The sequence below is a fragment of the Streptomyces sp. NPDC088923 genome (genome assembly GCF_044749745.1).
Classification (GTDB): Bacteria; Actinomycetota; Actinomycetes; order Streptomycetales; family Streptomycetaceae; genus Streptomyces.
This window is the reverse complement of sequence record NZ_JBIVIO010000004.1, coordinates 423,459-444,441: the sequence shown is the minus strand read 5'-3', so window position 1 is coordinate 444,441 and position 20,983 is coordinate 423,459. Positions and strand designations below refer to the sequence as shown.

16 protein-coding genes are annotated in these 20,983 nt (G+C 72.9%); 8 read left to right on the top strand and 8 right to left on the bottom strand.

From position 1 onward, the window contains the following. The first annotated feature begins 76 nt into the window (after positions 1 to 76). Positions 77 to 844, top strand: a complete 768-nt coding sequence (gene map, locus ACIP4O_RS19865; protein ID WP_361321415.1) for a type I methionyl aminopeptidase — start codon at positions 77 to 79, stop codon at positions 842 to 844. Positions 845 to 899: 55 nt separating this feature from the next. Here the strand turns inward: map and ggt are convergent, their stop codons facing one another. Next, positions 900 to 2,726 carry a gamma-glutamyltransferase gene (ggt, locus tag ACIP4O_RS19860; RefSeq protein ID WP_401576067.1) on the bottom strand — a complete coding sequence of 609 codons (1,827 nt, stop codon included), beginning with the start codon at positions 2,724 to 2,726 and terminating at the stop codon, positions 900 to 902. 190 nt (positions 2,727 to 2,916) lie between these two features. On the opposite strand from ggt, the gene ACIP4O_RS19855 reads away from it, so the two are divergent. The 3 genes from ACIP4O_RS19855 (at position 2,917) to ACIP4O_RS19845 (ending at position 8,499) form a co-directional block, all read left to right on the top strand. Continuing rightward, positions 2,917 to 3,672: a hypothetical protein gene (locus tag ACIP4O_RS19855; RefSeq protein ID WP_401576065.1), complete on the top strand. Its 756-nt coding sequence runs from the start codon at positions 2,917 to 2,919 to the stop codon at positions 3,670 to 3,672. Positions 3,673 to 4,089: 417 nt separating this feature from the next. Then, positions 4,090 to 6,642 carry an ATP-dependent Clp protease ATP-binding subunit gene (locus ACIP4O_RS19850; protein WP_401576063.1) on the top strand — a complete coding sequence of 851 codons (2,553 nt, stop codon included), beginning with the start codon at positions 4,090 to 4,092 and terminating at the stop codon, positions 6,640 to 6,642. A gap of 291 nt (positions 6,643 to 6,933) precedes the next feature. Continuing rightward, the gene (locus tag ACIP4O_RS19845) at positions 6,934 to 8,499 is read left to right on the top strand and encodes an alpha/beta fold hydrolase (protein ID WP_401576061.1); all 1,566 of its coding nucleotides are present in this window, start codon (positions 6,934 to 6,936) and stop codon (positions 8,497 to 8,499) included. A 48-nt stretch (positions 8,500 to 8,547) separates the two neighbouring features. On the opposite strand, the gene ACIP4O_RS19840 is transcribed toward ACIP4O_RS19845, so the two are convergent. The 5 genes from ACIP4O_RS19840 to ACIP4O_RS19820 all read right to left on the bottom strand — a co-directional run bounded on the left by ACIP4O_RS19840 (position 8,548) and on the right by ACIP4O_RS19820 (position 13,644). Then, positions 8,548 to 9,444: an amino acid ABC transporter permease gene (locus ACIP4O_RS19840; RefSeq protein WP_401576059.1), complete on the bottom strand. Its 897-nt coding sequence runs from the start codon at positions 9,442 to 9,444 to the stop codon at positions 8,548 to 8,550. Continuing rightward, on the bottom strand, positions 9,441 to 10,085 hold the full coding sequence (locus ACIP4O_RS19835; protein WP_401576057.1) for an amino acid ABC transporter permease: 645 nt from the start codon (positions 10,083 to 10,085) through the stop codon (positions 9,441 to 9,443). The genes ACIP4O_RS19840 and ACIP4O_RS19835 overlap by 4 nt, the downstream gene beginning before the upstream one ends. A 244-nt stretch (positions 10,086 to 10,329) precedes the next feature. Beyond that, positions 10,330 to 11,346 carry a glutamate ABC transporter substrate-binding protein gene (locus tag ACIP4O_RS19830; protein ID WP_401576055.1) on the bottom strand — a complete coding sequence of 339 codons (1,017 nt, stop codon included), beginning with the start codon at positions 11,344 to 11,346 and terminating at the stop codon, positions 10,330 to 10,332. Positions 11,347 to 11,361: 15 nt separating this feature from the next. After that, positions 11,362 to 12,105 (bottom strand): amino acid ABC transporter ATP-binding protein, encoded by a 744-nt coding sequence (locus ACIP4O_RS19825; RefSeq protein WP_401576053.1) that lies wholly within the window; start codon positions 12,103 to 12,105, stop codon positions 11,362 to 11,364. A gap of 978 nt (positions 12,106 to 13,083) precedes the next feature. After that, a complete protein-coding gene (locus tag ACIP4O_RS19820; RefSeq protein WP_401576051.1) occupies positions 13,084 to 13,644 on the bottom strand; it encodes an RICIN domain-containing protein in 561 nt (186 codons plus the stop codon). Positions 13,645 to 14,257: 613 nt separating this feature from the next. Here ACIP4O_RS19820 and ACIP4O_RS19815 point away from each other — a divergent pair. The 3 genes from ACIP4O_RS19815 (at position 14,258) to ACIP4O_RS19805 (ending at position 17,179) form a co-directional block, all read left to right on the top strand. After that, a complete protein-coding gene (locus ACIP4O_RS19815) occupies positions 14,258 to 15,526 on the top strand; it encodes an alpha/beta fold hydrolase (RefSeq protein WP_401576049.1) in 1,269 nt (422 codons plus the stop codon). Positions 15,527 to 15,609: 83 nt separating this feature from the next. After that, positions 15,610 to 16,242 carry an MBL fold metallo-hydrolase gene (locus tag ACIP4O_RS19810; RefSeq protein WP_401576047.1) on the top strand — a complete coding sequence of 211 codons (633 nt, stop codon included), beginning with the start codon at positions 15,610 to 15,612 and terminating at the stop codon, positions 16,240 to 16,242. A 157-nt stretch (positions 16,243 to 16,399) separates the two neighbouring features. Next, positions 16,400 to 17,179 (top strand): exodeoxyribonuclease III, encoded by a 780-nt coding sequence (locus tag ACIP4O_RS19805; RefSeq protein WP_401576045.1) that lies wholly within the window; start codon positions 16,400 to 16,402, stop codon positions 17,177 to 17,179. Positions 17,180 to 17,204: 25 nt separating this feature from the next. Here the strand turns inward: ACIP4O_RS19805 and ACIP4O_RS19800 are convergent, their stop codons facing one another. Next, positions 17,205 to 19,004, bottom strand: coding sequence for an SGNH/GDSL hydrolase family protein (locus ACIP4O_RS19800; RefSeq protein WP_401576043.1), 1,800 nt, complete (start codon positions 19,002 to 19,004; stop codon positions 17,205 to 17,207). 611 nt (positions 19,005 to 19,615) lie between these two features. Here ACIP4O_RS19800 and ACIP4O_RS19795 point away from each other — a divergent pair. After that, positions 19,616 to 20,053: a DUF6278 family protein gene (locus tag ACIP4O_RS19795; RefSeq protein WP_401576041.1), complete on the top strand. Its 438-nt coding sequence runs from the start codon at positions 19,616 to 19,618 to the stop codon at positions 20,051 to 20,053. Positions 20,054 to 20,318: 265 nt separating this feature from the next. Here the strand turns inward: ACIP4O_RS19795 and ACIP4O_RS19790 are convergent, their stop codons facing one another. Further along, on the bottom strand, positions 20,319 to 20,915 hold the full coding sequence (locus ACIP4O_RS19790; protein ID WP_401576039.1) for a DUF998 domain-containing protein: 597 nt from the start codon (positions 20,913 to 20,915) through the stop codon (positions 20,319 to 20,321). Positions 20,916 to 20,983 lie beyond the last annotated feature (68 nt).

Here is a 20,983-nt window from a genome sequence, read left to right as displayed (position 1 = left end):
GGGTCGGCGGGGTGACCGGCCCGCGCGGTGACCGGCCCGGCGCGACCGGTATAAGAATTGCGGTATAGTAATTGGCATGGTGCGAAGGAAGACAGCAGCCGAGATCCTTGAGATGCGCGAAGCCGGGCGGGTCGTGGCCCGTGGCCTGCACGCCGTGCGGGAGGCCGCCGCGCCCGGGGTGCGGCCACGCGAGCTGGACGAGGTGGCACGCGAGGTGCTGCGGGAGGCGGGGGCGGACTCGCCGTTCCTGAACTACCACCCGCACTTCGCCCCGGTGCCGTTCCCCGCGACTCTCATCATCTCGGTCAACGACGCGATCGTGCACGGCATCCCGGGCGACGAGCCGCTGCGCGACGGCGACCTCGTGAGCGCGGACTTCGGGGCGCTCCTCGGCGGCTGGGCCGGGGACTCGGCGATCAGCTTCACGGTGGGGACACCGCGCCCCGAGGACGTCAAGCTCATCGCGACGGCGGAGCGCGCGCTCGCGGCCGGGATCGAGGCGGCGAAGGCGGGCGCGCGGATCGGCGACATCGGGTACGCGGTGAGCACGGTGTGCCGGGCGGAGGGGTACGGCATCCCGGAGGACTTCGGCGGACACGGCGTGGGTCGCGCGATGCACGAGGACCCGGGCGTGCCCAACGAGGGGCGACCAGGGCGCGGCATGGTGCTCCGCCCCGGGCTCGTCATCGCCATCGAGCCCATGGTCATCGCGGGCGGCACCGACGGGTACCACCCGGACCCCGACGGCTGGACCCTGCGCACGAACGACGGCTCCCGCGCCGCCCACGTGGAACACACGGTGGCGGTGACGGAGGAGGGGCCACAGATCCTGACGGCGCTGTGAGCGCTCGCGGGCGGCCGTGACCCGTGCATACGGGGTGGGCCGCCCGCGAGCATCGTCACGGGGCGGGCCGCACGACCATCGCGCTGCCGCCGCCGCGCCGTACGGGCTCGGCGGCGGCCCGCCAGCGGCCGTCCTTCAACCGCTCGATGCCGGTCGCCGCGCCGATCTCGGGCACCCGCGTGAAGGCGTGCCCGATCGCCTCCAGCTTGCCGCGCACCGCGCTGTCGTACAGCGCGGGTTCGAGCTCGGTCGCCGCGGCGTTGCGCTGGCTGGCGCGCGGCGCCGCGATCGCGTCGACAAGCGGGAGGCCTCGGTCGACGTAGCCGGTGAGGGTCTGGAGCACGGTCGTGATGATCGTCGCGCCGCCCGGCGAGCCGAGCGCGACGACGGGCTCGCCGTGCCGGTCGAGGACGATCGTCGGGGAGATGGACGAGCGCGGACGCTTGCCCGGGCCCGGCAGGTTCGGGTCGGGCACGGCCGGGTTCGCCTGGGTGAAGGAGAAGTCGGTCAGCTCGTTGTTGAGCAGGAAGCCACGGCCCGGCACGGTGATCGCGCTGCCGCCGGTCTGCTCGATCGTCAGGGTGTACGAGACGACGTTGCCCCAGCGGTCCGCGGTCGTCAGGTGCGTCGTGTTCTCGCCCTCGTACGTCGTGTCGACGCCCTTGCCCGCGGGCGCGCAGCCCTTGCCGGGGTGGCGCGGGTCGGCGGGGGCGAGCGGGCTCTTCAGGACCGCGTCGTCCTGGAGCAGGCAGGAGCGCGAGTCGGCGAAGCGCTGCGAGAGGAGTTCCTTCGTCGGCACGTTCTCGCGGCTCGGGTCGCCGACCCAGCGGCCCCGGTCGGCGAAGGCGATACGGCTCGCCTCGATGAAGTGGTGCAGGTACTGCTCCCGCGAGAGCTTTCCGAGTTCGTCGTTCTCCAGGATGTTCAGGGCCTCGCCGACGGTCGTGCCGCCGGACGAGGAGGGCGCGATCGAGTAGACGTCGAGGCCTCGGTAGCCGGTTCGGGTCGGGGCCTGGTGCTTGACGTCGTAGGCGCGCAGGTCGGCGAGCGCGAGCTTGCCCGGGCGCGCGTCGCGGGTCGAGCCCGGGGCGAGCGGCGGGTGGGTCGCGGTGCGCACGATGTCCTGGGCGAGGGCGCCGCCGTACAGCGAGCGCAGCCCCTTGCGGGAGAGCGTGTCGTAGGTACGGGCCAGGTCGGGGTTCTTGAGGGTGGTGCCGACGGCCGGGGGCTCGCCGCCGGGCAGGAAGAGCTTCGCGGTCGCGGGGAAGTCACGGAAGCGGGCCGCGTTGTCGGCGGTCTGCTGGCGGAAGGTGGCGTCGACGGTGAAGCCCTGGCGGGCGAGGCGGGTCGCGGGTGCGAGGACGTCACGGGTGGACTTCCGGCCCCAGGAGCGCAGGGCCTCGTCCCACGTGGCGGGCGTGCCGGGGGTGCCGATGCTCAGGCCGCTCGTGACGGCGTCGGCGAAGGGGAGCGGCGCGCCGTCCTCGACGAAGAGGTCCTTGTCGGCGGCGCGGGGCGCGGTCTCGCGGCCGTCGAGGGTGTGGACGCGGTGGCTGCGGGCGTCGTAGTAGACGAAGTAGCCGCCCCCGCCGAGCCCCGAGGAGTAGGGCTCGGTGACGCCGAGTGCGGCGGCGGTCGCGACGGCGGCGTCCACGGCGTTGCCGCCCTTGCGCAGCACCTCGATCCCGGCGGCGCTCGCGTCCGCGTCGACACTCGCGACGGCCCCGCCCCAGCCGGTGGCGACGGGGGTCTTGGCGGGAGGTCCGGGGGTGTGCGGGGGTGGTGCCGCGCCGAGGCTGAGCGCCCCGGCGACGACGGCGGTCAGGGACAGGTACGAGAGGGTGCGGCGGCGCCCGGCGCGCCGCGCCGCGGAATGTGACATCCGGTCTTCCTCCAGTCAACAGCCGTCCGCGCAGCGTAACTTGGCACCCACCACACCACCAGAACGCCACGCGGGCACCGCACCGCCCGCCCCCTCCACGACACGGACGCGGACGCGGACGCGCGGATCGAGCCCCAACCCGTCTCGCTCGCGGGCGGGTTGGACTTGCGAGCCGGTACGATCGCGCGCCATGACGGACGACGTACGCGACATCCTGCTCGGCCTCCTCGCCTCGGCCATCAGCGCCGCACTCGCCTGGTCGGCGCGCGCCTTCGTCGGGCGCCGCCGCCTCGGCCGTACGAGGGAGTTCTTCGGGCTGCCCGCGCACAGCGAGGCGCTGCTCGTGGTGAACAAGGACTCGGGCGGCGCGGACTTCGCCGTCGCCCGCTTCGACGCGTACGCGCTGCTCGAACTCGCCGCGCTGATCAGGGAGTGCGGGGCGCGGGCCCAGGTCCTCGCCCACGACGAGGCCCGGCGCGGCTTCGGCGAGCTGGCGGAGTTCTGCGTGGGCGGACCGTACTCGAACCGCCGGACGGCCGCGCACCTGGCCGCGCTGCTGCCCGGGATACGGGTGGAGACGGACCCGAGCCCCGAGCGAAACGCCTTTGTCATCGGCGGCGAGCGGTACGCGCTCGACCACGGCCAGTCGGAGTACGTACTGCTCGCGCGGCTCACGACGGGGCGCGAGGAGCTGACGCGCCCGGTGTTCCTGCTGTGCGGGCAGCGCTCGGTGAACAACCAGGCAGCCGCGCGCTATCTCGTGACCCACCAGGAACGCCTGCGCCGTCGCTACCACCGCGATTCCTTCGTCCTGCTGCTGCGGGTCGTGAACTCGGCGGCGTACGGCCCGGACGTCGTCGAACTGGTCGGCGACGTCACACGGTTGGCGATGACCCGCGCCGAGACCGCGCCGGAGACGGGCCGGGAGAACACGACGGAAGCGTGACACCCGCCCTCGGCTTGAGGGAGCGCGGTGCGGGCGAGTCGCCACACCGCCGGGGCACGGCGGACCGGCCGGGGGCCGGGTGAGGTCCCGCCGGGTGGCGCCTCGTGGCGGCGAGCGCCGGACAGCGCCGGACAGCGCCGGGCACGACAGGCGCGCGCCCGCCGCGCCGAGGCTACCGTGGGGCCGTGGCACGCCTGGTCCGGGGGCTCTCCCGCTCATCTGATCCGGCGCCGTGCCGGCCCCGCTCGCTCCACACGCCCGCCCCGCTTGCAGCCCTCATACGTCGGTGTTTGGGTGGTGGGGGCGAATACGCCCGTAGCCGGACACGTGCGGTGGTGACGAGTACGCCCGTCGCCGGGCTCGTCCCCGCTCGGCACGTGGGCCGGTATCCGTGCGTGCCGTTCACAGGGAGCGCCCATGTCACTGTCGTCCTTCGGGTCACTCGGCGGCCAGGACCCCTTCTCCGACCTGCTCAATCGTTTCTTCGGGATGTCCCCCGGTTCCTCGCCGCCCGCCGTGCAGCGGGTGCCGATCGGGCGGCTGCTGAGCGACTCGGCGCGCGAGCTGCTCGCGCGGGCGTCGCGGCGGGCGGAGGAGGACGGCAGCGCGGACCTGGACACCGAGCACCTGCTGTGGGCGGCGACCCAGGTCGAGCCGACCCGTTCGCTGCTCTCCCGCGCGGGGGCCGACCCGGACGCGCTCGCCGAACGGCTCGCTGACGTCCTGCCCGGCGAGAGCGCGGTTCCCTCCGCCGAGCCGGGACTGACCCCCGCGGCGAAGCGCGTCCTGATCGGCGCGCACGCCCGCTCGCAGGCGGCGGGGGTCTCGTACATCGGCCCCGAGCACGTCCTCGCGAGCCTGGTCGACGGCTCGTCCCCGGCCGTCGAACGGCTGCTCGGCGACAGCGGCGCCGACGCGGAGCGGATGCGCGCGGAGACCGGGCGCGGCGGCGGCGAGCAGGGCTCGGGGGCGGGGCGGGCGGGCGGTGCGGGGCGTGAGGACAGCGCCACGCCGACGCTCGACGAGTACGGCCGGGACCTCACGGAGGAAGCGAGGGCGGGCCGCCTCGATCCCGTGGTGGGGCGCGCGGAGGAGGTCGAGCAGACTGTCGAGGTCCTCTCGCGGCGCTCGAAGAACAACCCCGTGCTCATCGGGGAGCCGGGCGTGGGCAAGACCGCGATCGTGGAGGGCATCGCGCAGCGCGTCGTGAGCGGAGACGTGCCGAAGACGCTCAAGGACCGGCGCGTCGTCGCGCTCGACCTGCCGGGGCTCGTCGCGGGCTCCAAGTACCGGGGCGAGTTCGAGGAGCGCCTGAAGAAGGTCATCGACGAGGTCCGCGCGGCCCAGGACTCGACGATCCTCTTCATCGACGAGTTGCACACCGTCGTCGGCGCGGGCTCGGGCGGCGAGGGCTCGATGGACGCGGGCAACATCCTCAAGCCGGCGCTCGCGCGCGGCGAGCTGCACGTGGTCGGCGCGACGACGATCGACGAGTACCGCAAGAACATCGAGAAGGACGCGGCGCTCGAACGCCGCTTCCAGCCCGTCATGGTCTCCGAGCCGAGCGTCGAGGAGACGGTGCAGATCCTTCAGGGGCTGCGCGACACGTACGAGGCGCACCACCAGGTGCGGTTCAGCGACGAGGCGCTCGCCGGGGCCGCCGAGTTGTCGGACCGGTATGTCACGGACCGCTTCCTGCCGGACAAGGCGATCGACCTCATCGACACGGCGGGGGCGCGGGTACGGCTGCGCTCGCTCGGCGGCTCGGCGGAGGCGACGGAGCTGGAGGACCGGCTCGCGAAGCTGAACCGCGAGAAGGACCAGGCGGTCGCGGCCGAGGACTTCGAGCGGGCGGACGGGCTCAAGCGCGAGATCGGGTCCGCGCGCGCGGAGCTGGACGGAATCGCCGAGCGGCGCGAGGGCGTGCGTGAGGTGACGGTCGACGACATCGCGGAGGTCCTCTCGCGCCGTACCGGCATCCCGGTGGCGCGGCTCACCGAGGACGAGAAGCAGAAGCTCATGAAGCTGGAGGAGGCGCTGCACTCGCGTGTCGTCGGCCAGGAGGCGGCGGTGACCGCCGTCGCGCGGGCGGTGCGCCGCAACCGGGCCGGGATGGGCGACCCGGACCGGCCCGTCGGCTCCTTCCTCTTCCTCGGCCCGACCGGGGTCGGCAAGACGGAGCTGGCGAAGGCGCTCGCGGAGCTGCTCTTCGGCGACGAGAACCGCATGGTGCGCTTCGACATGAGCGAGTTCCAGGAGAAGCACACCGTCTCGCGGCTCGTCGGCGCCCCGCCCGGCTACGTCGGGCACGAGGAGGCGGGGCAGCTCACCGAGAAGGTGCGTCGCAGCCCGTACAGCGTGCTGCTGTTCGACGAGGTCGAGAAGGCGCACCCGGACGTCTTCAACACACTGCTCCAGGTACTCGACGACGGACGGCTCACCGACGCGCAGGGCCGGACGGTCGACTTCCGGCACACGGTCGTCATCATGACGTCCAACATCGGGGCGCAGCGCATCCTCGATCACCACGGCGACGTCAGCGGCATCAGGGACGAGCTGATGGAGGACCTGCGGGGGCGCTTCCTGCCGGAGTTCCTCAACCGCGTGGACGAGGTCATCATCTTCCACGGCCTCGGCGACACCGAGCTGACCTCGATCCTCGACCTGCTTCTGGAGCGCAGCGAGCGGCGGGCCCGCGCCCAGGGCCTCGGCCTGGAGATCACCCCGGCGGCGAAGAAGCTGCTCGTCGCGCACGGCACGCGGCCGGAGTTCGGAGCGCGGCCACTGCGCCGCACGATCCAGGCCGAACTGGACAACCGCATCGCCGACCTGCTCCTCGGCGGCGAGGCGGACCCGGGGGACACGGTGGTCGTGGACGTGGGGGACGAGTCGCTCCAGACCTCGGTGCGCAAGGGGGAAGCGGGGGCGGCTCCGGGGGAGCCTCCGGGGAAGGCGGAGGCCGCGGCCTGAGCGGTACGCGGCGCGAGCCGCCCTCGGTCTCTACGGGCCGGGGGCGGCTTTCGCGCGGGGCGGCTTTCGCGCGGGGGCGGCTTTCGCGCGGGGGCGGCTTTCGCGCGGGGGCCGCGTGCGCGTACGGGCGGCCTTTCGCGTGCGGATCGGCCCTTCGCGCCCAGCGGCCGGGCACGCAATCGTTACTCGCGCGTAACCTACCGACCAGTTACCTCCAGTAAGCCCCTGCGGTTACCGTCGGGTCACTTAGCGGTCCTCACCGCGTCGCTCACCCTTCCCGAGAGGTGACCCATGCGCGCTCCCCGCTCCTCCCCCACGCTCGCCGTCCTCGCGGCGGCACTCCTGCTCACCGGACCGGCCGCCGCCGGAGCCGTCGCGGCCCCCGCCGCCGCGAGCGCGGCGCCGACCGTCCGCTTCGCCGACATCCCGGGCGACGGCGGCACCGTCCTCAAGGGCAACGTCGTCGCCCCGGCCGACACGAGCCGCACGTATCCTCTCGTCGTCCTGCCCACGAGCTGGTCGACGCCGCAGATCGAATACCTGGCGCAGGCGCAGAAGCTTGCCGAGACGGGGTACGTCGTCGTCACGTACAACTCGCGCGGCTTCCTCCAGTCCGGCGGCGAGATCGAGGTCGGCGGTCCGAAGGACGTGGCCGACGCCTCGGCGGTCATCGACTGGGCCCTCGCCAACACCCCCGCGGACGCGGGGCACGTCGGCATGGCCGGGGTCTCCTACGGGGCGGGGATCAGCCTGCTCGCGGCGGGCCACGATCCCCGCATCAAGGCGGTCGCGGCGCTGAGCGGCTGGGGGGACCTGATCGACTCGATCTACAGCGGTCGCACCCAGCACGCGATGGCGGGCGCGCTCCTCGGTGGCCTCGGCTTCCTCACGGGGCGGCCGAGTGCCGAGTTCCAGCAGATCCTGAAGGACTTCCTCGGCTCGAACCTGGCCAAGGAGGACGAGATGATCGCGTGGGGCAAGGTCCGCTCCCCCGCGACGTACCTCGATGGCATCAACCGCAACAAGCCCGCGGTGTTCCTCGGCAACGCGTGGGGCGACTCCTTCTTCCCGCCGAACCAGTACGCCGACTTCTTCTCGAAGCTCACGGGCCCCAAGCGCCTGGAGTTCCGCCCCGGCGACCACGCGACGTCCGAGGCGACGGGCCTGCTCGGGCTGCCCAACGACACCTGGACCGACACGCGCCGCTGGCTCGACCACTACCTCAAGGGCGACGACAACGGTGTGCAGAACGAGGCGCCGGTGCACATCTCCTCGCGCTCGGGCGGCGGTTACGAGGACTACGCGAGCTGGCAGGACGTCGGCAAGGCCACCGCGAAACTCGACCTCGGCGGCAGCCAGCGCATCGCCACGAACCTCGACTCGGGCGCCGACGGCGGCGTCACCCTCCTCTCCAACGCGCTCGACCAGCTCGTCAAGCTGCCCCCCACCGTCTCGGTGCCGCTCCTTCCCCGCGCCTGGACAGGGGTGTGGCAGTCATCGGCGTACACGACCGAGCGCCACGTACGCGGCACGGCACGGCTGCACACGACGGTGACCCCGACCAAGGCGGACGGCACGTTCGTCGCGTACCTCTACGACGTGGGCCCGCTCGGCGTCGGCAAACTCGTCACCCACGCCCCGTACACCTTCCACGACCGCACCCCCGGGCAGCCCTTCGCCGTCGACCTGGACCTCTTCGCGACGGGGTACGACGTACCGGCGGGCCACAGACTCGCCCTCGTCGTGGACACGGTCGACCCGCTCTACATCGAGCACAACCCGGCCGGCGCGCAGCTGACCTTCTCCTCGCCGGCGGCCGACCCCTCGTATCTGTCGGTACCGCTGCGCGAGCAGTGATCCCCGGCTGCCGCCGGACGGGTCACACCACCTCCGCGTCCTCCGTCCTCAGCGGGCGGGGGACGCGGTGTTCTGGAGCGGGGCACCGGGGCCCGGCTCCGGTGTCGCGGCCGCCTTGGCCTTGGGATCGCGGCGCTCGCGCCGCGCGAGCCAGTGCGCCAGCCAGGACAGGAGCATGCACATCCCGATGTAGACGGGCGAGATGACCATCACCACGGGGATGAAGGGCAGGTCGTAGTCGAGGTTGGACGCGATCAGTTTCCCGGCATGGAGGAACTCCTCATAGGTGATCAGGTATCCGAGGGAGGTGTCCTTGAGCGCCACGACCAGCTGGCTGATGATCGACGGCAGCATGGCACGGACCGCCTGCGGGATCAGGATGTACGCCATGACCTGCGTCTTGCGCATGCCGAGCGCGTACGCCGCCTCCCGCTGACCGCGGTCGACGGACGCGATGCCCGAGCGGAACACCTCGGCGAGCACCGAGCCGTTGTAGAGCGTGAGCCCCGTGACGAGGGCGGGCAGGGGCTGCACCTTCAGCGCGATGAAGACGAAGAAGATCATCACGAGGACCGGCATCGCCCGGAAGAACTCCACGAGCGCGGTCGCGGGCCAGCGGACGAGGCGGTGCTCGGACAGGCGCCCCACCGCGAGCAGGGTGCCGAGGGCAAGGGCGAGCACCGCCGAGATCGCGAAGGCCTTCAGCGTGTTGCCGAGCCCGCGCAGCAGTAGCTCCTGGATGCCGACGTACTCGAAGGGAGTCCATTTGACCGCCGTGAACTGGTCGGTGTCGAAGAGCAGGTAGAGGAGCCAGCCGAGGAGAGCGAGGAGCACCGCGGTCGCGGCCACGCCGTAGAGCGCGTGCCTGCGACGGGTGCGTGGCCCGGGAACGTCGTAGAGGGCACTGGCCCCGCGCTCGCGGTGGCGTGGGAAGACGGACTTCACCGTGGCACCCCCCAACGGTGTTCGAGGTAGTTGAACAGGGCGCTGATGGCGAGGGTCAGGATGAGGTAGCCGACGGCGATCCAGACGAAGACCCACACGATGTTGAAGCCGAGTTCGTTGAGCGTCTTGTACGTGCCGAGGAGTTCGGTGACGCTGAAGGCGCCCGCGATGGCCGAGTTCTTCGCGAGGGCGATCAACTGCGAGCCCACGGGCGGGATCACGGAGCGGAACGCCTGCGGGAGGATCACCGTCGTGAGGGTCTGGCCGAAGCTCATGCCGAGTGAACGCGCCGCCTCGCCCTGCCCCTTGGGCACGGTGTTGATGCCCGAGCGGAGCGCCTCGCAGATGAACGCCGAGGTGTAGCAGCCGAGCGCGAGCACGGCGAAGAGCTGGAAGGGCAGGACGAGCCCGAAGCGTGGCAGGCCCAGCAGCACGGCGAAGAAGAGCAGGGTGAGCGGCGTGTTGCGCAGCACCGTGACCCACGCGGTACCGAAGGCCCGCAGGCTGCCGATCGGGGCGACCCGGAAGGAGGCCATGACGAAGCCGAGCGCGAGGGCGAGCAGCGAGGCGTAGACGGTGAGTTCGAGCGTGCCGAGGAAACCCTTTCCGTATTCCGAGAAGTTCTGGGTCAGTACGTCCATGGGCGGTCCGGGGGTGCTTTCTGCGCGGTGCCTTGGCTTGCGTGGTGTCTTGCTTCGCGGGGTGCCTTGCTTTGCGGGGCGCCTTGGCTTGCGGGTGGCTTGGCTTGCGGTGGCTCGGCCTTGGGTGGTGCCTCGCCTTGCGGGTCGTGCGGCGTGCGGGGGCCTGGTCCGGGCGTGGTGCTTTCCGCGCGCTGAGTGGCGTGCTGCGCGGTGCCGCTTTCCGCGTGCGGGAGGGGGCCGGGGGTCAGGAGGCCGGGTAGCGGTCGATCGGTGGTGGCTTCGGGGCCGGGACACCGGAGAGGCCGAGGGTCGCTTCGTACGCCTTCTTCCAGGTGCCGTCCCGCTCGCGTGCGGCGAGGATGCCGTCGATCGCGAGGCGCAAGGCGTTGTCCTTGCGGGGCACGCCGATCCCGTATGGCTCCTTCGAGAACGGCTCGCCGACCACTTTCAGCTCCTCGGGCACCTTGGCCGCGTAGCCGAGCAGGATCGAGTCGTCGGTCGTGACGGCGTCGACCTGGTAGGTGAGCAGGTTGTCGACGCAGATCGAGTACGTGTCGTACGAGACGAGGTCGGCCTTCGGGTAGTCGTGCTGGATGCGCTGGTACGGCGTCGATCCGGCCGCGGAGCAGACGCGTTTGCCGTCGAGGTCGGCCGGCCCCTTGATGCTGTCCTCGTCCTTGCGCACGAGCAGGCCCTGCCCGGCCATGTAGTACGGCCCGGCGAAGCCGACGAGTTTCTTCCGGTTGTCGTTGATCGTGTACGTACCGACGTAGTAGTCGATCTGGCCGTTCTGGAGCGAGGTCTCGCGGTTCGCGGAGGCGATAGTGCGGAAACTGATCCGGTTCGAGGGGAAGCCGAGCCCTGCCGCGACCATCTTCGCGATCTCGATGTCGAAGCCGGTGTACCTGCCGCTCGCCGGGTCCTTCTCGCCCAGGTACGGCTGGTCCTCCTTGGCGCCGACGACGAGCCGGCCGCGGGCCTTGGCCTTGCGCCACGTAGCCGAACCGGGCAGCCGGAATCCGGAGTCCACGCGGTAGCGCGGCAGTTCGGCGGCGCTGGGCCCCTTCGCGGGCGGACTGCCTTCCTTGCCGCAGGCGGCGGCGAGGAGGCAGAGGAGGGTGAGGAGGACGACGACGGGACGGGAGTGGCGGCGGGGATCGCGGGAGTGCCTGGCCTCGCGGAAGTCCGGGCGCTTGCGGGACTGGTGGTGCGGGGGGTTGCGGGAGTTGCGGCCGGGGTTCGGGGTGTGGGTGCTCGTCACGGCGGGGCTCCTCCCTCAGTGCTTGAGGATCTTGGAGAGGAAGTCCTTGGCGCGCTCGCTCTCCGGGGCGGTGAAGAACTCCTCGGGTGTGCGGTCCTCGACGATGCGTCCGCCGTCCATGAAGACGACGCGGTCCGCCGCGGACCGGGCGAATCCCATCTCGTGCGTGACGACGACCATCGTCATGCCGGAGTCGGCGAGTTGTTTCATGACGTCGAGGACCTCGTTGATCATCTCGGGGTCGAGCGCGGAGGTCGGCTCGTCGAAGAGCAGCGCCTTCGGGTCCATGGCGAGGGCCCGCGCGATCGCGACGCGCTGCTGCTGGCCCCCGGAGAGCTGGGCCGGGTACTTGTCGGCTTGTGGCGCGAGCCCGACGCGGTCGAGGAGTTCGCGCGAACGCCTGTCGGCGTCCTCGCGCTTGCGGTGGCGGACCTTGATCTGCGCGAGCGAGACGTTCTCCAGCACGGTCTTGTGCGCGAAGAGGTTGAAGGACTGGAAGACCATGCCGACCTCGGTCCGCAGCCGGGCGAGGCCGCGCCCCTCGTCCGGCAGTGGCTCTCCGTCGAGCAGGATGGAACCGGACTGGACGGTCTCCAGCCTGTTGACCGTGCGGCAGAGCGTGGACTTGCCGGACCCCGAGGGCCCGATCACGACCACCACCTCCCCGCGGTGCACGGTGAGCGAGACGTCCTGAAGTACGTGCAACTGCCCGTAGTACTTGTTGACGTCACGCAGTTCGATCAGTGGCTCGACGGCCATCGGCAAGAGACCAGCCCATCCGTAGCGGTATCGGTCCGCGCAAACTACCCACCTGGATACGGGGCTTGGAGGGCGACACGCACATCCGGGCATTAACCGTATTTGCGGCCGGGCATGTGGATATCCCCTCTCGATCGGGGCGCCAGAAGGGCTCCAGGCGCCCTGAGACGCCGAGGACTTCATCCCTTCGAGGGCGGGTCGGGAAGGAGACCCGAAAAGCGACTCACCTCAACGAGTGAGCTGCTGAAGAATTTTGCGAAGTTATCCACAGATGTGGCGGGATGGGGAGCGGGGCGGCGGGAGGTGCGAAAGACTGGTGTTGGGGCCGCCCCCAGGGAGGGTGGGGGCTGCCCTGGCGCCCCTCTTGGCGGGGAGGACGGGGGCTGCCCTGACGCCCCTTGGCGGGGAGGACGGGGGCTCGCTGACGCCCCTTGGCGGGGAGGACAGGGGCTGCCCCGACGCCCCTTGGCGGGGAGGACGGGCGCTGCCCCCCGGCGAATAGGACAGGGCTGCCCCGACGCCCCCTCAGCGAGGAGGACAAGGGCCACCCCGGCGCCCCCTCGGCAAGGAGTGAACCCCCACGGAGCTGAAGCTCCCTAGAGAGGAAGCTCCAGCCGTCCAGGCGTCACCCGCTCCAGTTGAGCCGCTCACGAGCCCATCCCCGCGGCATCGCGCAAGGCAGTACGTCCTCGCGGGAGGCGTCCAAGGGCATCGATCCACCGCGTAGCCCCTGCCACCAGCTCTTCGCTGCCCGTGCGGCGTGGGCCGAGGGCGGCCAGGACGGCAACCGCCGCCTGCCACCCTCCGAGAGACCTCACGCCCAGCAACCGCCGCCTGCCATCCTCCGACAGGCCTCACGCACAGGCCGGCGACCCCGCCCCGGCCGTAGTAGGTGACCGAGCCGTCCCCCACGCACCTTCGGCGGCACAGCGGACCGCGCCTCCGCCCGGTCCGGTCGGGGCGGAGGCGCGGTTGCCGTCACCAGCTGGCGTTGTCGTCCGCGAGGTGCCAGAGGCGGTCGGCGCTCGGGTAAGAGGTGTCGAGGTGGAGGGTGTTCCAGCTGCCGTCGTTGTAGCGGTTGAGGGTCATGGCGAGGTCGGTGTCGACCTTGGGCTGCCAGAGCCACCAGCGGGAGGTGTTGTCGCCCTCGGGACGCAGGACCCAGCGCTGGAGATCGGAGCCGTCACAGGTCCGTACGACGATCGTGGTGCCGCGGGTGGGCTTCGCGTCGGACGGCTGGAGGCACTTGTCGGCGGCCTTGTTCTTCAAGGTCAGCGTGAAGCGGCCGCCCTCCCACCGGCCGTCGGCCTCGTCCCATTCCTCGGTCTTGTGCTTCCACGCCGGGTCGCGGAGGGAGACCGCGGTGGCCCCCTCCGCCGTGGAGTCGCCGTACAGCGCGAGGCGGCTCCCGTCGGTCCGGTTGATCAGGTCCTGGCCGGTGCGGTCGGCAGCGGAGGCGGTTCCCGCGCCGAAGGTGGCGAGGAGGGTGGCCGCGGCTGCGGCCGCGGTGAGGGCACGGTGGGGGCGGAACGTGGGCATCGTTCTCCTTCGATGGCGGTTCTTCGGCAATGACGTCTCACGGCGCCGGCCGGCGACGGCCGGGAGCGAACCGTGGCCGTACCGGCCGGCACCACGCACTCAGCCTGAAGGCCGCAACCGGCCACCGTGCGCGGCCGAAAAGCGGCGGACCAGCCGCTCAGTCGCCCTTCCCCCCGCCCCGCAACGCAAGCCGGCACGGAGAGGAATCGTTTCTGCGAGCGGAGTCCGCTCACCCGCACCGGAAGAAGGAGAAGTACGGCCGGTTTCGCACGGGCGGGTGACCCACCCGGCAGCCCAGGTCCCCCCTCAGGGCGAAAGGCGACGGAGCCCACGCGCCGGCGGTCGCCGGCTCGTGCCGTGACCACTTCGCAGGTCCGGCCGCCGAACAGAACGGGCCGGTCCTGCCGCCGTGTGCCCTGGCGAGTCGTACGGCCCGCAGGGCCGAGGGGAGTTCGCCCTCCCGCAGGAGCACCGTCGACGCGGTCACAAGTACGCGCACCCACCACCTCCGGGGGGTCCGGCGGTGCGGACCCTGCCGTAGCGAGAGGGGCCAAGCGGCGTGAGGCCGGGACCGGCGCTATGAGATCTCGCGAAAGATGAGAGGGTCGGACAGGTGAGCGAGATATCACCGAACCCCCTCCAGTACCGCCTCGACGGCCCGGAGCACGCTCCGGTCCTCGTCCTCGGCCCCGCCCTCGGCACCACGTGGCACATGTGGGACCGGCAGGTCCCGGAGCTGAGCAGACAGTGGCGCGTGCTGCGGTTCGACCTGCCCGGGCACGGCGGCGCCGCGGCCTATCCGGCGGACTCGGTGGGGGCGCTCACGGACCGGCTCGTGCACACGCTGGAGAGCGCCGGGATACGGCACTTCGGGTACGTGGGCTGCGCCTTCGGCGGGGCCATCGGCATCGATCTCGCGCTGCGCCACCCGCAGCGCCTCGCCTCGCTCGCGCTCGTCGCGACCGCGCCCCGCTTCGGCACGGCCGACGAGCACCGCCAGCGCGGCGTCGTCGTCCGTACGAACGGGCTCGACCCCGTCGCCCGTACCTCTCCCGAGCGCTGGTTCACGCCCGGGTTCGCCGGCGCGCAGCCCGCCATCACGGACTGGGCGGTGCAGATGGTGCGTACCACGGACCCCGGCTGCTACATCGCCGCCTGCGAGGCGCTCGCGACCTTCGACGCGAGCGCCGTGCTCGACCGCGTCACCACGCCCACGCTCGTCGTGGTCGGCGCCGAGGACACCCTCACGGGGCCCGCCCAGGCCCGTACCCTCGTCGCCGGGATCAGCGACGCGCGTCTCGCGCTCGTCCCCGGCGCCGCCCACCTCGCACCGGTCGAACAGCCCGCCGCCGTGACGGAGTTGCTCGTACGGCACTTCTCGACCAGCTGGTCGCCCCAGGCCGCGCTGCCCGTCGCCGCCGCGCCCACCGCGGCGCCGCCGCTCGCCGCCCCGCGCCCCGAGATCGCCCCCTACCGCGGGACGCCGGGCGCCGACGGCGGCGCGGACACCCGCACGGCCGGGCTGCGGCTGCGGCGCGAGGTGCTCGGCGACGCGCACGTGGACGCGGCCCTCGCCGCGACCGACGAGTTCACCGAGGACTTCGAGGACCTCCTCACCCGCTACGCCTGGGGCGAGGTGTGGCAGCGTCCCGGACTCGACCGCCGCCACCGCGCCTGCGTCGCCCTCGGCGCCCTCGCGGCGGCCGGGCACTTCGAGCAGTTCGCCGTGCACGTGCGCGGCGCGCTGCGCAGCGGCCTCACGCCCGCCGAGATCAAGGAGGCGCTGCTCCAGATCGGTGTGCACTGCGGACTCGCCACCGCGGAACGCGCCTTCCAGGTCGCGCGCGCGGTCGTACGGGAGGAGACGAGCCCGCGCGAGTAGGTCGCGCTCGTGCGCGGACACGGCCGCGCGGGGGCGGACCCCTGAACCGCCGCCCCCGCGCGCGGTGCGCGAGGATGGAACGCATGGAGCTGATCAAGAAGACCCACGCCTGCGTCCGTCTGGAGCACGAGGGCCGCACTCTCGTCATCGACCCGGGCGCCTTCAGCGAACAGGACGCCGCCGCGGGTGCCGACGCCCTCCTCGTCACCCACGAGCACCCCGACCACTTCGACGCGGCCAAGCTGAGTGCCGCCCTCGAGGCCAACCCCGCCACCGAGCTGTGGACGCTGCGGTCCGTCGCCGAGCAACTCTCCGCCGCCTTCCCCGGGCGCGTCCACACGGTCGGGCACGGCGACGCCTTCGAGGCCGCAGGGTTCGACATCGAGGTGCACGGCGAACTCCACGCCGTCATCCACCCCGACATCCCCCGCATCACCAACATCGGCTTCTTCGTGGACGGCACCGTCTTCCACCCCGGCGACGCCCTCACCGTCCCCGAGCGCCCCGTGGAGACGCTGCTCCTGCCGGTCATGGCCCCGTGGAGCAAGCTCTCCGAGGTCATCGACTACGTGCGCGAGGTCGCCCCGCGGCGCGCATACGACGTCCACGACGCCCTCCTCACCGACCTCGCGACCCCCGTCTACGAGGGCCAGATCGGCGCGCTCGGCGGCGCGGAGCACCACCGCGTCAAGCCGGGGACGCGGCTGACGGTCTGAGGAGCCGCGGGGCGCGCCGGGCGCGTTCCTACGGGGCCGGGGCGGGCGCGTACGGGACGGCCGCCGTGTCCGTGCCCGGTGCGCCCCGGCACGGACACGGCGGCCCGTGCCCCCGCGCCGGGCGGCGTTGTCGGAGGTGGCCGGTAGGTTGGTCGGCATGCGTATCGCGACGTGGAACGTGAACTCGATCACCGCCCGGCTGCCGAGGCTGCTCGCCTGGCTGGAGTCGAGCGGCACCGACGTGCTGTGCGTCCAGGAGACCAAGACGACCGCGGAGAACTTCCCCACGGAGGCACTGCGCGAGGCGGGCTACGAGTCCGCCGTGAACGCCACGGGCCGGTGGAACGGCGTCGCGGTGATCTCCCGTGCGGGACTCGACGACGTGGTGAGCGGACTGCCCGACCAGCCCGCCTACGACGGCGTCATGGAGCCCCGCGCGCTCGGCGCCACCTGCGGGCCCGTCCGCGTCTGGTCGGTGTACGTGCCCAACGGACGCGAGGTCGGCCACCCGCACTACGCGTACAAGCTGGAGTGGCTGGAGGCCCTGCGCACGGCCGTCGCGGGCGACGCGGCGGGCTCGCGGCCCTTCGCCGTCATGGGCGACTACAACGTGGCCCCGAGCGACGAGGACGTCTACGACCCGGCCGTCTTCGAGGGCCTCACCCACGTCACCCCGCCCGAGCGCGCGGCACTCGCGGGACTGCGCGCGACGGGCCTCGACGACCTCGTCCCACGCCCCCTCAAGTACGACCGCCCCTACACGTACTGGGACTACCGCCAGCTCGCCTTCCCCAAGAACCGGGGCATGCGCATCGACCTCGTCTACGCCAACGCGGCCCTGCGCGCCGCCGCGAAGGACGCCTACGTGGACCGCGAGGAGCGCAAGGGCAAGGGGGCCTCCGACCACGCGCCCGTGGTGGTGGACCTGGACGTGTGAGTCCTCCCGGGGTTTCGCGGCTGCCTCAGCGCGGGCGCAGCGCGTCGAGGTCCACCGCGTCCGCCATGCGCGCGAGCGCCTCGGCGGACGGGTGCAGGTGGTCCCCGCTGTCGTACGCGGGCAGCAGCCGCCCGGGCCGTTCGGGGTCCCGTACGACGCGGTCGAAGTCGACGACGGCGTCGAAGCCGCCACCTCCCTCGCGCAGCCACGCGTTGACGGCCCGCCGGCGCGCGTCCACCTCGGGCGCGCACCGGCTGCCGCCCCCGCACGGCGTGAGCGTCGCGGCGAGTACCCGTACGCCCCGTGCCCGCGCCTGCCGCGCGACCTCGCCGAGAGCGGTCCGCACCTCGGCGGCCGACGAGCCCCAGCGCAGGTCGTTGAGGCCGAGGTAGACGAGCGCGGTGTGCGCGGAGGTCTGCGCGAAGAGGTCGCGGTCGAGGCGGTGGGCGAGCCGTACGCCGCTCGTGTCCTCGTCCACGCCCGCGCCGGGGTAGCGGTCCTTCAGGAGGCGGTTCGCCGTGAGGGCCTGGTTGAGCACGCCGTAGCGCGGGACCGTGTCCTGGGCGCGCAGCCGCGCGGCGAGCGCGTCGGTCCAGCGCTCGTCGGCCCCCGTGCGCGTCTTCGCGCCGGTCGTCGTGGAGTCACCGAGCGCCACGACGCTGCCGGGCCCGCCCGCCACGTCGAGTCCGGTCAGCAGCGGCCAGTAGTCCAGTTCCTCGGCGAAGCCCGTGCCCTCGCGGCTCCCGGTCCGGTCACCGGCGGCGTCGGCGACGTACCCCGGCTGCTTCGCCGCCGTCCGCACGGGCAACGAGGTGACGCGTCCCGGCAGCGAGACACTCACCAGCAGATCGGTTCCGGCCTCGACGGGGAAGGGCAGCGGGTCGCTGCGCACTTGTGCCCCGGCCGCGATCCGCACGCCCTCGTGGCCGCCGAAGCGCAGCGGCACGGGCTTCCCTCGCGCGCTCGCCCCCTTCTCGCGTACCGCGACGGAGACCCGCCCGAGCCGGACCGGGGCCGCGGCGAAGGTGTTGTCGAACCGCAGCCGCACCCGTTCCCCGCCCACCGAGGGGTGTACGACGAGGCGCAGGGTGGGGTCCTGCCAGGGCCCGACCGGCGTCCGCGCCGCCGTGGCCGCCGACCAGGAGCCGGTCCAGCCGCTCGCCCGCGGACGCACCCCGAGCGCGAAGACGTGCAGGCTCGCGGGCCCGAGCGGATCGCGTGGCAGCGTCACGGCGCGTACCGCCGCGTCGTGCCGCAGCGGCACGGTCACGACGTACAGCGCGGCGCGTGCCTTCCGGGGGCCTTCGGTGGTGCTGATGCGGGGCAGGGCGAGGGCGCTCGTGGCGAGGGTGCCGGTGCGCCAGTCGGGCGCTTCGACGTGGTACGAGGAGCGGCGGCCGTCCGCGTACTCGACCGTTCCGCGCCCGGGTGCCCGGCCGCCGGTCGCCGTGACGAGGAGGGCGAGGGCGTCGCCGCGTCCCGTCACGCTCACCCGCTGCCCGTCCGCGCGCACGTTGTCGGGGGCGCCGGGCGCGGGGGCGGGCAGCCGCAGGGGCGCGCCGGCCACGGTCAGCTCGGCGCCGGGTGACCAGCCCGCGTCGCGCAGGGCCTCGGCGGACAGGGCGCGGCCGTGCCCGTCGAGATCGGCCCCGCCGCCTCGTGCGCCGGCCCCGATCCCGTGGTTGTCGTAGAGGTGCGTCAGGGGGCGTGGCGGGAGTTCGGGCGGGGTGGCGGTGGTGGGGGAGCCGAGGAGGGCGGCGGAGGCGAGGACGACGAGCAGGGACACGGCGCTGCGGAAGGGGCCGCGGGCGCGGGCTTCTTTCACGGGCTCCTCGTTGGGGTGGCGGGCGCGGACGGAGGGGCGGTGGTGAGGGTGGGGGGCGGTGGGCGCGGTGGTGGTGTGGTTCGGTGATCGTTGTGGCCCACTCCTGCCGGGAGTTGTCGTCTTCGGGCGGACTCCTGCCCAGAAAATGGCCGGTACGCATCATGGCGGCGGGATATTGGCGGGGAGAGGCGCGGGGGGTGGGCGGGCAGGCGTGGAGGGGAACGCGGAGGCGGCGCGGCAGAGCGGCGGAGAGGCCGGGGGGTGAACAGACTGATCGGGTCTGTGTTTTGCCGATCGCTTGTGAACGCTTGGGAGAGCCCGTCTGCGTGCCCTGTGGTGTGAGGAGGTGGCCCGGTGTCAGGCTGGGCGGTATGAGGATTCCCTTCTTCGGTGGACGCCCGGAGCAGCGCGGTGCGGCGGATGAGGCCGGTCGTGGTGCGGATGACGCGGTGGATGGCGGTGCGGGTGACGTGGCGCGTGGGGGAGGTGAGAAGGAGGAGGCGTCCGTGGGCGGTTCGGGTCGTGTGCCGGGGGCCGGTGGGGAGGCCGCGGGGGCGTCGCGTGCGACCGCGACGGTGCCCCGGGAGGGCGTCGGCGGGGGTGCGACGGTGATGGCGGGAGGCGAGGGCGCGGCGGTGCCGGCCGGGGTGGGTGGGCCGCCGCGCCCGGTCGGCGAACTCCTGGAGCAGGACCCGCGCGCGGCCGTGGAACTCTTCGCCGAGTGCGAGTTGCTGCGGGCGGAGGCCGCTGAGGCGGGGGTCGTGCTCGACGACTCCCCCGAGTCCCTGGAAGCGCTCGACCAGCTGCTGCCCCGCTGGCGCTCCGATCCCGAGCTCCTCGACCACCTCGGCAACGACGCCGGTTTCTACCTCGGCACCGTCGTCGCGCGCACCGTGCCGGGAGCGGTGTGGCGGCTCGACGGGGACGGAACCCCGGTCGTCCTGCTGCCCTCGGGCCGCGAACTCGCGGTGGTGGAGGACGGACTGGCGTGGGCGGAGTCGGGGGCACCGGAACTGTCGCAGGTGTACGGGGAGGTCTCGGAGGGCTGAAGAGGGGCGAGGGGGCGACGGGGAAGGGGCGGGGCAGGCCTGGTCTTCTTGGAAGGGACGAAGGCACGCCTGGTCGTGGGCCGGTTCGAGCAGGCCCAGGTGGGGACTGGCGCGTCGCTCGCAGCGCGTACGGAGCTGTTCGCCCGGGTTCGGCCGGGCGACGGTGCGCCCGGCCGCTTGCGGCTCGGCGGATATCGCCGCCTGCCGCGGAAGCGCGGCATCGGTCGATGACCACACGACTGCCACCGGCGCTCCCCCGCCGGGGTCAGGGTCCCGTGCCTCTGCTCGCGCGCGGGCAGGACAGGACGACGAGGAGCGGCCACAGGGCCTGAGCGAAGGTCAGGGCGCGTTCGACGATGCCGGGGGCCCAGCCCCGCAGGAGGGTGAGCAGGAGCAGGAGTGCCCCGGCGGTCATGGCCGCGGTGGCCGCCGCGGTGACGGGCGGGCGCAGGCCCCAGGGGGCGTGCGGGTGGTGGCGGTCCGCGGCGAGGACCGGCCAGACGGCGAGGAGGACGAAGCCGGTGGTGGCGACGGTGCCGTGGCCGAGGTCGCCGCCCCGGAGCGGTGCGGGGACGAGGGTCAGGCCCATCGCGGCCAGTCCGCCGCCGGCGAGGGCGGCGCGGCCCGGGAGCGCGGCCGGGCGCAGGCCGCAGGCGGTCGCGACGTAGCAACCGCCCAGGGCGAGGAGGGCGGCGGTCATCGGCCAGTAGCCGGGGGCGCCGTGGGACGCGAGGACGCTGATGGTCTTGTCGGCGGGATCGTATCCGGGACCCTGGAGGACCTGCGCGATCGCCCACGCGCTGACGAGCACGACCGGGGCGCAGCAGGCGGAGAGCAGGGCCCACCAGGGAATGAGGCGCATCAAAGCACCATAAAGGAGACTTTTCACGACAGTGGCCGGCCACGACGGGCGGTGATACCTGTCGTGGC